Source organism: Crocosphaera sp. Alani8 (assembly GCF_038442745.1).
In the GTDB taxonomy this organism is placed as follows: domain Bacteria; phylum Cyanobacteriota; class Cyanobacteriia; order Cyanobacteriales; family Microcystaceae; genus Crocosphaera.
Map to the genome: position 1 here is coordinate 1 of NZ_JARVCN010000028.1, position 15212 is coordinate 15212.

The window sequence follows — 15212 nt, forward strand, 5'->3', positions numbered from 1 at the left end:
GCATTAAATAGTTTCCTCCCAGTGTACCTCATGAGTATGGGAAATGCTATATTTTCAACAAGCAGAAAGAGAAATAGAAATTAGATTAATGACTTATGAACTTTGGAAAAAAAATGGAAACCCATCGGATAAGTCTGATTATTATGAAGATTACTACTGGGAGAAAGCAAAGCAAAAAATCAAGCTAAAAAGATTACCACTTGCTTATAAACCTTTTTATTTTATTGTGGGGCAACCCTACTATTTACTAGAGAAGAAAATATTAGAACCAGGGTTAGCATGGACAGATAAACAGGCATTTTTTGATATTTTAGGAAGAGTTGGAAATTTAGCTATTGTTATTGGTGTTATTAGTTTTATTTTTACAGAAGATTCTCGTCGTAATGCTGAGGTATTTTCTGCTTGGCAAACTATTACCAGTGCTGAGGGACAGTCAGGAAGTGGCGGACGAATTGAAGCGTTAGAATTTCTCAATTATCGACCATTAAAATTACCATTAATAGGGTTCACTAAAGAATATTGGTACTGGGATCAATGGAGTAATCAATGTAAACGAACATTGCTTTTAGGTTATCGATTTCCAAGACAAAGTTTAAGCGGTTTATCTGCACCAAAAGCTTATCTTCATAACGTTAAATTGTGTGGAGCTAATTTAAGTAATTCCAATCTACAAGATGCTTATTTACTTGAAGCGCATCTAGAAAATGCTGATTTAGGAGGTTATCTAAAAAATGCCGATTTAAGAGAAGCTAATTTAGAAAATGCTGATTTACTTGGAGCTAATTTACAAGAAGCTAATTTAGGAAATGCTAATTTAGTTAGAGCTAATCTAGAAAATACTAATTTAGTTGAAACTGATCTATCAGGAGCAATTTATACTGATTCAGAATCAACTATATGGTGTTCTAACAATGATTGTGGAACTGTTTTTCCTGATGGTTTTGACCCGAAAAAAGCAGGAATGATTTTAATGAAAACGCAAGAAGATTATGACAAATGGAAAGAATCTCGTCAAAAGTAATTACTTACATACCTTACAAGTAGAAGAATTGCCATACTTGCAAAAAAGTGACAACAGGCTCGTAGATCGATAGAATAAACCGAGAAAATTAAACAATAATTGCCCTAATATGTCTAGTGTTACCGTCACGGTTCCTGCAACAACCGCCAATATTGGCCCCGGTTTCGACTGTATTGGCGCAGCCCTCACCCTCTACAATCAATTTAACTTCACTGAGAACCCAGAAGCCGATAATGACCTAACTATCACAGTAACAGGAAGCGAAGCCCATCGCATCAAAGGCGATCGCAGTAACCTAATTTATCGAGCCTTTACCCATTTATACCACCATCTCAACAAAACAGCCCCCAAAATAGCCATTGACATCAAACTAGGGGTTCCCCTCGCCAGAGGGTTAGGAAGCTCTGCAACCGCCATTGTTGGTGGGCTATTGGGTGCAAACACCTTAGTCAATCAACCTCTTTCCATAGCAGAAATAATAGAATTAGCCATTGAAATAGAAGGACATCCAGATAATGTAGTTCCCGCTCTCTTAGGAAACTGTCAATTATCCGTTGGAGAACCCAAAAACTGGGAAATTTGTCAAATTCCTTGGCACTCAGATATCATTCCCATAGTGGCCATACCAAACTTTGAGCTATCCACAGAAGAAGCCAGAGCAGTGTTACCAAAAACCTTACCCCGCGCTGATGCCATCTATAACGTAGCACGGATGGGCTTGTTGATTAGGGCATTGGCTATGGGTGATGGAAAATGGTTAAACAAAGCTATGACTGATAAAATCCATCAACCCTATCGAAAAGGATTGATCGAAGGCTACGAATTTGTCCAAGAACAGGCCATCAAAGCAGGTGCCTATGGTATGGTCATAAGTGGAGCCGGACCCACTTTATTGTCCCTAACCAACCCCGAGCAGATTCAATCCGTGGAAAAGGCCATGAAAAATGCTTGGGCGCAACTAGAAATCACAGCAGATGTGCGCTCTTTAGCTATCGATACCCAAGGAGCAAAGGCTAAGTCTAACTGAGGAAAAAGCATCCGAGCCAATTTTTTTACTGAAATCAGCCTGGTTCCCACTATTAATCCTGAATAAATACTCAGATAACCCATAACTTATAAGCGAGGTTTCTGTTAGAATTGATACCAGATTATCTAATCTAGCAAAATCATCCTTGTAATCATCAGTATTATCTGAGTGGAGAGTTGGTACTCTGTGCTGCAACGTTTTAGACAAGATTTAAAAAATGATTTAATTGCCGGCCTCTTGGTAGTTATACCCCTAGCAACCACCATCTGGCTAACTATTACCATAGCCACTTGGGTAATCAATCTTTTAACCCAAATTCCCAAGCAACTCAACCCTTTCGACGGCCTTGACCCTATTTTAAGCTATGTTCTCAATCTCACTGTTGGCTTAGCTGTACCATTGCTATTTATCTTAGTTACTGGTCTAATGGCTCGTAACATTGCTGGTAGATGGCTATTGGACGTAGGAGAAAGGATTTTACAATCCATTCCCCTAGCAGGAGCGGTTTATAAAACCTTAAAACAGATACTAGAAACCCTCTTCCAAGACTCCAAGACCAAATTTCGGCGCGTCGTTATGGTGGAATATCCTCGTCGAGGGGTTTGGAGTTTAGGGTTTGTTACGGGAACCCTCAGTCCATCTTTACAAACCCACTTAGAGAAACCGATGTTGAATGTGTTTATCCCCACTACTCCCAACCCAACATCAGGATGGTACGCGATTATTGCCGCTGATGATGTGATTAATTTACCCATTTCCATCGAAGATGCTTTCAAAGTGCTAATCTCTGGAGGTATTGTCAGTCCCAATGTTCCGCCTGCAGTTCCTCAACTATCTCAGTCTAAGAAAAATAGTCCCGTTAGCGTGGACTTTTCCGTAACACCACCCCAAAATCATTCTTTATTCGCAGAAGAAGACAGCACTAAATAACAGGGAAATAAGCAAATAACGAACCCCAGTTAACCTGAGTTTGGTGTTAGGAGTTGAGTCTTTTTTGAGGAGATAGTAGGAGTTTGAGACTGCTGGTTTTGGCAAATTCTGTATAAATTCAAACATATCGAACTCGGTCCCAGTTAGAGAGTTACAATTTTGTGACCGAGATTACTCAAATTTGAAAATTCTGGCTTGTGTAAATTCTACCCTCGAACTCAGATTAACCGTCTCTAATCCAACAATTATAGTTCTTTAACCGCTTATGCCTCCCCGTCAGCAACCCCGTCATATTGCCCGCGAACTAGCTCTGTTAAGTCTCAGTCAAATCAAAGGCAAACCAGAAAAACTCGAACAAGTTGAGTTAGATGCTCTTACCCTAGCCGCCATTCGTACCCTCACCAGCGAGGTACAGGATACCCTAGAGACTGCTTCCGCAGAGGTAAAAAGGGGACATAATCAACTATTCCAATACGAAACCCGTGCTACAACCCTAGAGAGTTCTAAAACCATGATTGAGGACGCTCTAACCCTAACACAAAAAGCCATTAATCGCTTAGCCAATGCCGTAGAATTCCCCGAGATCATTCAATTAGCAACTCAATACGAAGTACGAGAGTACGCAATGGAACTAATCTCAACTGTTGCTCGACGGAAAAAAGAAATCGATCAACAACTAGAAACAGTTTTAAAAGATTGGCAACTGAAGCGTTTAGCCAAAATCGACCAAGATATGCTAAGAATTGCTGTGGCAGAGATTTTGTTTCTGAAGGTTCCTGAAAAGGTAGCCATCAACGAAGCAGTAGAACTAGCAAAACGCTATTCTGACGATGACGGTTATCGTTTCATTAACGGAGTTTTGAGACGATTTACAGAGCATATCAAGCACAATAATCCAACGGGTTAGGGAGGAGAAAGAACTATCTCAACTGAGTTCGGTGTTAGGAGTTGAGTCTTTTGTTAGGAAATAATGGGTGTTTGAGAGTGCTGATTTTTGCAAGTTCTCTATAAATTTGCTGATATCGCACTCAGGTTATCAGTCTTGAGCGATCGCTAATTTATTGTCTACAATAAAAGATGTATTTGAACAAATTGAGTAACCAATGAAGTCCCTGGAAGATTACACAATTGTTATTCGTCCTGATGACAATAATACGTTTGTTGCTTATGTTCCTGCTATTCAAGGGTGTCACGCCTGGGGTGAAACTTCAGAAGCAGCACGAGCAGAAATAGATAATGTTTTCGCCATGATATTAGAAGAATATCAAGAAATGAACCGTTCTTTTCCTCAAGATGTAGAATTGCTTGTTGCTAATGCCAGCTAAAGTCAAGGAACTAGAAAAAGTAGCAAAGAAACTGGGATTTAAAAAAGCCAGACAAAAATGCTCTTATGCACGTTGGAAGCATCCTGACTGGAGGTCGTTTTAACTATTGTGCAACAGTAAGACTCCTAAAAATTGAGCGATCCCATTATGGTTTGAGAAAATAATAATCAACATGACTAGATCGCACAGTAAAATAAGACTAACAGCTAAATTTTAAAGTCTTAGGAATTATGTTAAAACATAACATTGATACAGAATATGATTCCTGGCTATTGGAGCAAGCACAATTATTGCGCGATCGCAATTTTCAACATTTAGACATCGATAATTTAGTTGACGAGATAGAAGCATTGGTAAGATGTGAAAAGTCATCAGTGGAGCAATTTGCCTACTTAATTATGCTTCATCTGTTACTAATTGAATACTGGTACGAAGAATCGGAGTGGAATCGCAATTATTGGGAAGCGGAAATAACAGGATTCAGACTACAAATTAACAATAAGTTAACGACTAATTTACGCAAGCATCTCGCTCAACGTTTAGACTTTCTCTATAGTAGAGCATATCAAGCTGCTGTTAAAAAAACCAAGAGTAGTATCAACGGCGATCGCTTTCCTCAAGAACGAAAATACAGCTTGGAAGATATTATCAACGATGGATAATTATATAGTTGGAAAAGCTTTCCCTCAAATCCTCTAATATCGCACTTTGATATTCTAGTTATTTAGAACAAAACTTAATTTATATTTAAGGTCTAAATATATCCAGATGATATAATAAACTACCCTTTGCTTTTGTTTTTGATATATTACGATGTAGTTTGAAATCTGTACAGTTATTAAACAATAGATTTCTATTTGATTTTATTGAGTCAAGAATAGAATGATTAAAATTACGCATACCTCGAACAGTAAAATTATTGCTTTTTAAAAAATATAAAATCCAAGAAATTAAATATCTATTTTCTTCAGAATTACCTTTCAAGTTCTTTAACATTAATTTTAAATGTTTTTCAATTAAATCTCTAGTATCTTGTCTATTTGATTGAAACATCATAGATTCTATTAAACCTAAAATCTTAGGAAAAGTTTTTATTCTACGCTCTGCCAGTAATAGTAATAAACTAATGGACTTGGTTAAACATTTCGGTTCAGTTGATATAAGTGGTTTGTATTCTTTATCTGTCAAATCAGCAATAAATCGATCCATAATCCCTGTACCGGGATGTTCTTTATCAATATTGAGAACTCCTAAATAAAATTCCTTGAATTGTTTAAAAGAAAGCTTTTTACCTTTTCTTGGGGATATCTGGTGATATTTTGAAACCCATTCTCTAAAAATACCTTCAGGTAATTCCTTGATTCTTGTCTTATCTTCATTTAGAAGGAGATTAAATCCTTTTAGCTCTTGCTGTAATGTTTTAATGATTTTTCGACAATCATTTTTAGATTTACACAGAAAACGATAATCATCCTTAAAACGTAAAGCCAAAATATCATACTGATCAACTTTTTTCGAAATCTCTCTATCGATTGCTGATAGAATAACCTCAGAAATTAAATCTGATACAACTGGACCGATCGGCAGTCCATTAGTACAACCATCATTTGCATTTTGGAATAGTTTATCTAGTCTATTTCCTAGTAATTGATTATTAAAGCGATTATTATCTGAGCGAATTGTTACTTTAGTATGAAATGCCCAAGCAATACTATGTGTATATATAGATGGATAAAAATTTTTAATATCAGTTTGAATTATATATTTATATCTATAAGCTTCTTCAACTAAATCATTTTCCGCCATTTCTAAATATTCATATATCATTCTTCCCGATCTTAATTTACCTAAATGTCCTTGATTAGAGGCATCAAGAGGAATTGGAAAACTATATGAATATATATGCTTGTCAGGATTAAATAATATATCTAGTAATACATGCCAGTTTTGAGCAAATTCAAAAGCTATATCATTATGAATTTTGGGATCGATAATACCAAAAGTTCTATCTGTTAGTTCTGATTTTGGGAAATGTAGCTCGCATACTTGAGAAATATCAGGCTTATATTTGTTATTGTTGATAGGGAAATAGTGTGTACCATAGGGCGGATGTTTTTCCACAGAAAAACAAGGAGGTAAGACATAAGCTTCAGGAAAATATCCAATTGTCACTAACCATTCATATATTTGTTTTGCTTCAAGTGAGCGTGCTAGTTTTTCAGTTCTCTGACTATGCCTTTTAGGTTTGCTTACGGTATTGTTGATCAATTGCTACATAAATTAACTTCTAGACTAAGTATTCCCCTAATCTTCAAAAGCTTCTCATTTAGCAATGATTTCACTTGGTGAACGCAAACAAAACTATTTACCTTTCGCAAACATGAGTTGGATCGTCAGCTTTTTCGGCAAACTCCAAACCTCTAGCCAAACGCCAAGCAAAAATCGGGGGCAAACCAGCATCTAAAATAGCTTTGCAGGTTATTTTATAGTCATACTCCACTTCCCGTAAGTCTACCTCTTGTGTCTCCGTATCATAGATCACATAAGTAGCATTAGGACGACCATGACGGGGTTCTCCTACGGAACCGACATTGATAATTCGTCTCAAGGGAGTATTAAAACTAACAGTAGCTTGTTCCTTTTTATTAGGTTGATGAACACTTACCTGTAATTGTCCAGCATCTAGGGTGCGAACATAGGGAACATGGGTATGTCCGCAAAATAATATCTCTGCATCACTGGCAAGAACTCTTTCTAAAGCAGTAAAAGCATCCATTTCCGGTAACAAATATTCGTGGTTGCTATGAGGACTACCATGGGCGAAACAGAGATTACCCTCCTTATAAGTATGGGGTAGTTGGGCTAAATATTCCAGAACTTCTGGATGGACGTGCTTATTTGTCCATTCGTGGGCGATCACACCTCTTTTTTCCGCTAATAGAGAAGGATAACTACATTCACAGGAGTTGAGTCCCTCCACAATATCTTCATCCCAACAACCTTGTACAGTGGGAATATCTAAAGAACGAATTTGTGCGGTAACAGCATTGGGAAAAGGACCATAACCCACTAAATCCCCAAGACAATAAATCTTTTCCGCTTTTTGTTGGTCAATGTCTAGTAAAACTGCATCTAAAGCTTCATAGTTACCATGTATATCCGATATTACTGCTATTTTCATACTGCCTCTAATTCAGTTGCTAAAGATTCTTTGACTTGTTCTTGGTAATAATTAACAGCGTCTTCGGGAACGCAGCAATCTCGGACAGTCTGAAAAATTTCAGCTTTATCTAAATTACTACCCACTATTTCAAAACCACTAAAACGATCTGGTTTACCGTTTAACCAACGGGGTAAATTTAAGGGTGTCAATTCTAATTCCGATTTTCCCGATCTAAAATCACCATAATAAATTTGTCCGTCTGCTAAATCGAATATTCCCTTTACCCGAAACACCTCACCATAAGCACCTTGGATGAGTTCCAGCCAAAAAGTAGCTAAACTCTCAAAATCTAGGATTTCTCCTGTCAGAACGCCTCTATGAATCTGTAAAGCTGTGGTTGGGTTAGTTATGTGAGTTCTGGGAATAATTTCATCGCCCCAAGTCTTTAGTTCTGTATTATCTGTATCATCTGGAATGATAGCGACTCGATGAGAATTAACCGTTTGCAGTAAAGATTCAATTCCTGCTAAATCTAAATACCAGGGAATTTCAACATAAGTAATAGTGTTGCTGAATGCAACTTCTTCTGCTGTCTGATAAAGCTTCAATTGAGGATGCTTACTTTGAAGATAAATTGCATCAATAGGGATAGAATGGGTTTCAGGACTGAAATAGCCTACAGTTTCATTAGTTTGGGCTATTTGTTCATCAATCCACTGAGTTTTGCCCGCACCTGGGGGACTAGCAACAGCAATAATCATAACGAGATTCTTCGATAACGATTATCATTATATCCAAAAATCAGAATAGTATTGTTAGAGAATTTAAACTAAAGCGCACCGCTTCGCGGATCTCTGCGAGATCGCCGATTACCTTCTATTGCTAAATCCAGTTCACTATATCTACAATTATATGTACACACAGAAACGACTCAACTATGGATACTGTTACCTATACGGAATTTAGGCAAAAGCTGGCTGGATATCTCAACAAAATTGAAGTAGATCGCGTTCCGTTAATCGTTACTAGGCAAAATGCAGCCTCGGTAGTAGTAATGAGTTTAGATGACTTTAAAGCTTACGAGGCAACTTTTCATCTATTATCTAGTAAAAATAATGCAGACAGGTTAAATGATGCGATCGATGAACTTCGTTATTAAAATCATTTTCTTTTACTTTGAAAATTTATTATGAGCATTTATCCACCTGATGAATTCAAAGTCGATCCATATGACATAACGTCAAAGCAAGTAGACCAGTTTTTATCACTAATAATTAAAAATTCAGACGAAACAGAAATTGATGATTTTTTGAGTAAAAACCTATCTATATTAGCATTTATTTCAGTTTTTTTCTGGACAGGACATCATGGTGCTTGGATTCTTCCTCAACAACTAATTAAACCTCGTGTTGGACAAAATAAAGGCTTAAAACCAGATTATTTATTTGCAGGTGATAATTCAGATGGAGTGACGTGGTGGATATTAGAATTAAAAGGAGCAAATGAAAATATTTGGATTGAAGACAAAAATGGAGATTTTAGATTTAGCGGTGCAGCAAACAAAGGAGTAAATCAACTTACTAGATATATTGATTACTGCACTATCAATCAAGGAGCAATTAGAGATACATACGGAATCGACTCATTTACAGAACCTAAAGGGATATTACTTATTGGAAGAGGAAAAGAGTTTAAAAATAATGAGCAAAAAAGAAATTTAAAACGCAGACATAATCGGAATAATCCTCATCTTCAAATTAGAACATACGATGCACTAATTAACAAAATTAAAGATGCTGGACAAATTAACCATAAGTTACCTTGGTTACAAAAGCTAAAAATAAATTTGCTAACAACACAATTAGAAAATACAGAATAATTTTCAATTATGGGATATTAAATGTGAAACTAAGACTTTTTCTCGTACAGATAAATCTTATGTTAATGCCATGATCGATTCTAGCGATCGCTTTGTTGTGATCGTTAATGATCAATATACAAAAGTTGCGATATGGGATCTTCAATCTGAAAGTTGTATATCGAGTAAAATAATATTCACTCTCAATATACGATCAACCATGACCAGTATAAACCTTAACGATTTAAGCAAAGATAATCGCGATCGCCTAAAACAAAGAGCAGCAATTCATGGGCGATCGCTCGAATCAGAACTAGATTCAATTTTAACCAGCGTGTTTGAAGAAAAAACCGCAGAAAATTCTCTTAAAGAGTTACTTCTTGCTATGCCTGATGTGGGCGAAGATGAGGATTTTAACCGTGTTAGAGACAATTCTAGAGAAATTTCACTGTGACCAAATATTTGCTCGATACGAATGTTATCTCCGAACTACGAAAGAAAAATCGCTGTAATTTAGGCGTTAGAAATTGGTATACAACGATTGACGAACAAGAAATTTATTTGAGTGTGTTAGTAGTTGGTGAACTCCGTTGTGGTGTTGAATTGATTAGAAGACGCGATCCTGATGCCGCGTCAAATTTAGATGTCTGGCTCAAAACAATTATTCAAGAATACAGCAATCGGATTTTTCCCATAACTCAAGAAATTGCCGAAACTTGAGGGAAAATGAATGTACCCGATCCTATCTCTACTGTCGATGGGCTACTTGCAGCTACAGCAAAGGTGCATAATTGTTTAGTAACCCTAAACACTAAGGATATTATGCGATGTAATATTGATTATTACAATCCTTTTATATAAAGATTAAAGCTACCCTTACTGCAACATCAAAGCGACTTGTTTGGCAAAATAAGTCAAAATTAAGTCTGCCCCTGCCCGTTTCATACTGGTAAGGGTTTCTAAAACGACTTTCTTTTCATCAATCCAACCTTTTTGGGCAGCCGCTTTAACCATCGCATATTCACCACTGACGTTATAAGCAGCAACAGGTAAGTTGGTATATTCCTTGATGCGACAAATAATGTCGAGATAAGCTAAAGCCGGTTTAACCATAACGATATCCGCACCTTCAGCAATGTCCAAAGCCACTTCTTTGATAGCTTCTCGACTATTAGCCGGATTCATTTGATAGGTTTGTTTATCCCCAAATTGGGGGGCAGATTCTAAAGCATCGCGAAAAGGTCCATAATAAGCCGAGGCATATTTAGCCGAATAAGCTAAGATTCCCACGTCAAAGTAACCAGCCGCATCTAAACCTTTGCGAATTGCCCCTATTCTCCCGTCCATCATATCGGAAGGGGCTACTATATCTGCCCCTGCTTCTGCTTGAGAAATGGATTGCTTGACCAACACTTCTACGGTTTCGTCGTTGAGAATTATGCCATCTTCGACTATGCCATCATGACCGTAGGTAGAAAAAGGATCAAGTGCTACATCAGTAATGACGGTAATTTCAGGAATTTCTTGTTTAATTGCTCTGACAGTGCGCTGTACTAAACCATCAGGATTATAGCTTTCTGTTCCTGCATTATCTTTTTTATCCGTAGCAATGAGGGGAAAAAGTGCGATCGCATTGATTCCTAAACCAGCAGCCTCGGCTATTTCTTTCAGCAGTAAATCTAGGGTATAACGATAGATTCCTGGCATTGAAGAGATTTCTTCTTGTTGATTTTCTCCCTCCATTACAAATACAGGATAAATCAGATCATTAACTGTTAATTGGGTTTCCCGTACCATACTACGCAAGGATGGAGTACGACGGAGGCGACGAGGACGATGGACTAAGGAGAGATATTCAGTAGTAGAACTCATAACGTCTAATGGCAAACTCGTTCCCTAAAATGACGACTATCATTATACATTGAGAGCAATTATCATTTGAACTATTAATGGGATTTTCTGACTAGATATTCCTTAGAACTGTTCACTGTTCACTGGTAACTGATTGTCAAGGGAGGGCTAATTTTTCCCCAATTTCTGGGAATACTAAACAAAACAAACAATCAAGTCATAGGAAAGTGAAATGTTAGCCAGGGTTTGGTGTGCTTCATTAGTGGGTATTGATGCGGTGAAAGTTGGGGTAGAAGTGGATGTAGCCGGTGGACTTCCTGCTATTACAATTGTGGGATTACCAGACACTGCCGTACAAGAATCCAGGGAAAGAGTAAAAGCAGCCATTAAGAATTCAGGTTTTGCCTTTCCCGTGCGAAAAATAATTATTAACTTAGCTCCGGCTGACTTACGTAAAGAAGGCCCTTCGTTTGACTTACCCATCAGTGTGGGTGTGTTAACCGCCTCAGAGCAAGTTGATGCCCATTTATTGGGGGATTATTTGTTTTTAGGGGAATTATCCCTTGATGGCAGTTTGCGCCCTGTTGCTGGCGTTTTACCCATCGCTGCTAAAGCGCAACAGCTAGGGATTAAAGGGTTAGTGGTACCGATGGATAACGCCCAAGAAGCAGCCGTGGTCAAAGATTTAGCGGTTTATGGTTTCCAGCACCTTTCCGATGTTGCTGACTTCCTCTGTCAACCCCAAAACTATCAACCTGTCACCTATCAACCCTCGAAAAAGAATCACTCAGTCCCTATTTTTCCCCTGGATCTCAAGGATGTTAAAGGCCAAACCCACGCCCGTCGCGCCTTGGAAATAGCGGCATCGGGGGGACATAACCTAATTTTGGTGGGACCTCCTGGCAGCGGAAAAACCATGTTAGCCAAACGTTTACCTGGAATTTTACCCCCTTTGTCTTTCTCTGAGGCGTTAGAAGTGTCTCAGGTCTATTCTGTGGCTGGTTTACTGAAAAATAAGGGATCTTTGATAGAAGATCGTCCTTTTCGCAGTCCTCACCATTCTGCGTCCGGTCCTAGTTTAGTGGGGGGTGGTAGTTATCCCAAACCTGGAGAAATTTCGTTATCCCATCACGGTATCTTATTTTTAGACGAATTAACTGAGTTTAAGCGCAATGTTTTGGAGTTTCTTCGTCAACCATTGGAGGATGGTTACGTTTCTATTTCTCGTACTCGTCAGTCGGTAACATACCCTTCACAGTTTACCCTGGTAGCGAGTACCAACCCTTGTCCCTGCGGATATTTCGGCGATCCCATCCAACGCTGCACCTGTTCCCCCCGTCAACGGGAACAATATTGGGCAAAGTTATCGGGTCCATTGATGGATAGAATTGATTTACAGGTGGCGGTTAACCGTCTTAAACCCGAAGAAATGACGCAACAGGTCACAGGGGAGGGATCGGATAGTATTAGAGAGAGGGTAAAATTAGCCCGCGATCGCGCTCAATATCGTTTTAAGGAAGATCCTTCGGTAAGTTGTAATGCACAGATGCAAACCCCCCATTTACGGCGTTTTTGTGAGTTGGATGATTCTAGTCGTAACTTATTAGAAGGGGCGATCAATAAGTTAGGGTTATCTGCAAGGGCGATGGATCGGGTGTTAAAGGTGTCTCGTACTATTGCGGATCTCGCTGATGATGATGCGGTTAAAAGTTATCATGTTGCTGAGGCGATACAGTATCGAACTATTGATAGAATGCAGTAAGATTTTTTTGTTATTTTTCTGTAATTTCTGGGAACCCTAATAAGAGTTAGGTCAAATCAATAGTAACAAAATGAAAGCTTCTGAAACCAGTATTCGTAATCTCTTGGAAGGGACAAAACAGTTTCAAGTTCCTCTTTTTCAAAGACCTTATTCTTGGAAAAAAAATAACTGGGATACCCTTTGGGATGATTTAATGAGTATTTATGATGGGGATGTTGAGGGAAGTTATTTTTTAGGTCCAATTGTTACACAATCAATATCTGCCACTGCTGATGGAATTTCATCATTTCTTATTATTGATGGTCAACAGCGTTTAACCACTTTAAGTATTTTGCTAGCAAGTTTAAGAGATAAATTAAAAGACGCAAATTCAAGATTTTCAGAACAATTGCATGAATATTTTTTAATTAATAAGTTTCAAGATAATGATGATTATTTTAAAGTTTTACCTACCCAAGCAGATCGCAACTCTTATAAAGCCATTATTCATTTAGAAATTAATTCAGATGAAGCTAACGGAAAAATAACTGAAGCTTATCAATATTTCATCAAAAAACTTGACAAAGAAAAAGCAGATTTTTGTGAAAAAATTAAAAATATTATTCTTGAGAAATTAATTGTTGTTAATATTACATCTGGTAAAGATGATAACCCTTATTTGATTTTTGAAAGCTTAAATAATAAAGGAGAAGAATTAACTCAAGCTGATCTAGTTCGTAACTATATATTTATGAAATTACCTGTTGAAACTCCGGAAAAGGAAAGACAATATAATCGCTTATGGTTACCTCTTGAAAATAGATTTAAAGAACAAGCAGGTGAGAAATATTCTGGCGAATTAACTAACGCTTTTTGGTTCTATTTAAGAAAAGATGGTAAATCCGTTTCTAAAAATAATATTTATCAATCACTTAAGAAAAAAATTGATAATTCTTCCTATGGATTACAAGAAGAATTGGAATCATTAGTGAAATTTTCTCACTATTATGAGTGTTTAAATTTTCCTGAAACAGAAGAATCTAATTCTCTGCTAAAAAACTATTTTAATAGCTTAAAGAAATTAGATTTCACAACATCACATATTTTTCTATTGAATGTATATCATAATTATCAAAATAGTGAAATCTCAAAAGATGAATTTGAGAAGATATTAATTTATCTAGAATCCTATTTTGTTCGTCGTTTATTTTCAGGAGTATCTACAAGAGTATTGGGTGGAATTTTTAATAATTTATATAAAGATATACAAAAAGAAAATAACGGTAATATTGTTCAAAGATTATATAAAATCCTCAATAGGTTTGAAAATCAGAAAAGATGGCCAACAGATGAAGAGTTTAGAAAAGGAGTTTTCAAACATAGTATTTACAGCCCAAAAACAGCAGAAAGAACTCAATTTATTCTAGAAAAATTAGAAAAAAGTCAAGGGAAAGAAACTGTTGATATTTCAAAATTGACTGTTGAACATATTATGCCTCAAACTCTTAGTGCTAAATGGAAAAAAACATTAGGTGAACAAAATGCAAGAAATTATAAAACTTGGCTTCATACATTGGGGAATTTAACACTTACTGCTTATAATTCAGAATTATCTAATAAACCCTATTCTGATAAACGAGAATGTTTAAAAGATAGTAACTTGTATCTTAATAGGTATTTTCGTGATATTAATGACTGGAATTTTGATGAGATTAAAGAAAGGGGGAAACACTTAGCTGATATCGCTATAAAAGTTTGGCCACGATCACCCTTTTGATGGGTAATGAACTAAAAAGTTTATCAATATGAATCAATTGTTAAAAGTATCTCGAATCTATTGCCGATAATCATTGTATTAAAACCCTAAAAACCAGAACAAAAAAGTTAGTTTTGATGAAAGTTTGTTGCCAATCTTGAATATTGTCAGGTTGCATTTTAACGATCAGGTGTAACAACTTATTTTCGGTTTGAGGTTTTCAAAATCGCCTCAGTCGATTGACGAAAGGATGCGCACCGCAACGCTGATCCTTTCGGGATCGAAACCAAACGGTTTGAGGCAGCATCCCATAAAAGGAACTGGGAACAGTCCAGCAAATCTCTCATTCGTAGGGTCTTCACATCTGAGAGCAGATGACTATTTTCACGATGACAGGCTGCAAGATGATAATTGGGAATTCTTTCAGAAAGATGATGAATATTGTGATAGCCGATGTCTGCAGTAAACCATCTGAGAATAGCGGGTAATTGAAGCTTCTCAAAAAGTCTGGGGGGACTCGCCGAAAGTTAGGGGACAAAG

17 protein-coding genes are annotated in these 15212 nt (G+C 37.1%); 12 read left to right on the forward strand and 5 right to left on the reverse strand.

Annotated elements, in window-relative coordinates:
• Nucleotides 1–43 precede the first annotated feature (43 nt).
• The 6 genes from P9B04_RS02235 (at nucleotide 44) to P9B04_RS02260 (ending at nucleotide 4965) form a co-directional block, all read left to right on the forward strand.
• Nucleotides 44–1021: a pentapeptide repeat-containing protein gene (locus P9B04_RS02235; RefSeq protein ID WP_342053369.1), complete on the forward strand. Its 978-nt coding sequence runs from the start codon at nucleotides 44–46 to the stop codon at nucleotides 1019–1021.
• 109 nt (nucleotides 1022–1130) lie between these two features.
• Nucleotides 1131–2048, forward strand: coding sequence for a homoserine kinase (gene thrB / locus P9B04_RS02240; protein WP_342053370.1), 918 nt, complete (start codon nucleotides 1131–1133; stop codon nucleotides 2046–2048).
• Nucleotides 2049–2234: 186 nt separating this feature from the next.
• The gene (locus P9B04_RS02245) at nucleotides 2235–2978 is read left to right on the forward strand and encodes a DUF502 domain-containing protein (protein ID WP_342053371.1); all 744 of its coding nucleotides are present in this window, start codon (nucleotides 2235–2237) and stop codon (nucleotides 2976–2978) included.
• A 265-nt stretch (nucleotides 2979–3243) separates the two neighbouring features.
• Nucleotides 3244–3885, forward strand: a complete 642-nt coding sequence (gene nusB / locus P9B04_RS02250; protein WP_342053372.1) for a transcription antitermination factor NusB — start codon at nucleotides 3244–3246, stop codon at nucleotides 3883–3885.
• A gap of 196 nt (nucleotides 3886–4081) precedes the next feature.
• Nucleotides 4082–4303 carry a type II toxin-antitoxin system HicB family antitoxin gene (locus P9B04_RS02255; RefSeq protein ID WP_342053373.1) on the forward strand — a complete coding sequence of 74 codons (222 nt, stop codon included), beginning with the start codon at nucleotides 4082–4084 and terminating at the stop codon, nucleotides 4301–4303.
• 230 nt (nucleotides 4304–4533) lie between these two features.
• On the forward strand, nucleotides 4534–4965 hold the full coding sequence (locus P9B04_RS02260) for a DUF29 domain-containing protein (RefSeq protein ID WP_342053374.1): 432 nt from the start codon (nucleotides 4534–4536) through the stop codon (nucleotides 4963–4965).
• An 85-nt stretch (nucleotides 4966–5050) separates the two neighbouring features.
• Here P9B04_RS02260 and P9B04_RS02265 read toward each other — a convergent pair whose 3' ends face one another.
• The 3 genes from P9B04_RS02265 to P9B04_RS02275 form a co-directional block, all read right to left on the reverse strand.
• On the reverse strand, nucleotides 5051–6571 hold the full coding sequence (locus P9B04_RS02265; RefSeq protein WP_342053375.1) for an RNA-directed DNA polymerase: 1521 nt from the start codon (nucleotides 6569–6571) through the stop codon (nucleotides 5051–5053).
• A gap of 97 nt (nucleotides 6572–6668) precedes the next feature.
• On the reverse strand, nucleotides 6669–7484 hold the full coding sequence (locus P9B04_RS02270) for a metallophosphoesterase family protein (protein ID WP_342053376.1): 816 nt from the start codon (nucleotides 7482–7484) through the stop codon (nucleotides 6669–6671).
• Entirely contained in the window at nucleotides 7481–8227 is a 747-nt protein-coding gene (locus tag P9B04_RS02275; RefSeq protein WP_342053377.1) for a GTP-binding protein, read from the reverse strand. The genes P9B04_RS02270 and P9B04_RS02275 overlap by 4 nt, the downstream gene beginning before the upstream one ends.
• 176 nt (nucleotides 8228–8403) lie before the next feature.
• Between P9B04_RS02275 and P9B04_RS02280 the strand changes: the two genes are divergently transcribed.
• The 4 genes from P9B04_RS02280 to P9B04_RS02295 all read left to right on the forward strand — a co-directional run bounded on the left by P9B04_RS02280 (nucleotide 8404) and on the right by P9B04_RS02295 (nucleotide 10044).
• Nucleotides 8404–8625, forward strand: a complete 222-nt coding sequence (locus P9B04_RS02280) for a type II toxin-antitoxin system Phd/YefM family antitoxin (RefSeq protein ID WP_342053378.1) — start codon at nucleotides 8404–8406, stop codon at nucleotides 8623–8625.
• A 30-nt stretch (nucleotides 8626–8655) separates the two neighbouring features.
• On the forward strand, nucleotides 8656–9345 hold the full coding sequence (locus tag P9B04_RS02285) for a Shedu anti-phage system protein SduA domain-containing protein (RefSeq protein ID WP_342053379.1): 690 nt from the start codon (nucleotides 8656–8658) through the stop codon (nucleotides 9343–9345).
• 199 nt (nucleotides 9346–9544) lie between these two features.
• Nucleotides 9545–9778 (forward strand): FitA-like ribbon-helix-helix domain-containing protein, encoded by a 234-nt coding sequence (locus P9B04_RS02290; protein WP_342053380.1) that lies wholly within the window; start codon nucleotides 9545–9547, stop codon nucleotides 9776–9778.
• On the forward strand, nucleotides 9775–10044 hold the full coding sequence (locus P9B04_RS02295) for a hypothetical protein (protein ID WP_342053381.1): 270 nt from the start codon (nucleotides 9775–9777) through the stop codon (nucleotides 10042–10044). Before P9B04_RS02290 ends, P9B04_RS02295 begins: the two co-directional genes overlap by 4 nt.
• Before the next feature lie 156 nt (nucleotides 10045–10200).
• On the opposite strand, the gene hemB is transcribed toward P9B04_RS02295, so the two are convergent.
• Nucleotides 10201–11196 carry a porphobilinogen synthase gene (gene hemB, locus P9B04_RS02300; protein ID WP_342053382.1) on the reverse strand — a complete coding sequence of 332 codons (996 nt, stop codon included), beginning with the start codon at nucleotides 11194–11196 and terminating at the stop codon, nucleotides 10201–10203.
• 211 nt (nucleotides 11197–11407) lie between these two features.
• Between hemB and P9B04_RS02305 the strand changes: the two genes are divergently transcribed.
• Together P9B04_RS02305 and P9B04_RS02310 are read left to right on the forward strand one after the other, a co-directional pair.
• Entirely contained in the window at nucleotides 11408–12937 is a 1530-nt protein-coding gene (locus P9B04_RS02305; RefSeq protein WP_342053383.1) for a YifB family Mg chelatase-like AAA ATPase, read from the forward strand.
• Between the two features lie 70 nt (nucleotides 12938–13007).
• On the forward strand, nucleotides 13008–14693 hold the full coding sequence (locus P9B04_RS02310; protein WP_342053384.1) for a DUF262 domain-containing protein: 1686 nt from the start codon (nucleotides 13008–13010) through the stop codon (nucleotides 14691–14693).
• A 179-nt stretch (nucleotides 14694–14872) separates the two neighbouring features.
• Here the strand turns inward: P9B04_RS02310 and P9B04_RS02315 are convergent, their stop codons facing one another.
• On the reverse strand, nucleotides 14873–15151 hold the full coding sequence (locus P9B04_RS02315) for a fatty acid desaturase (RefSeq protein ID WP_342053385.1): 279 nt from the start codon (nucleotides 15149–15151) through the stop codon (nucleotides 14873–14875).
• Between the last annotated feature and the right edge of the window lie 61 nt (nucleotides 15152–15212).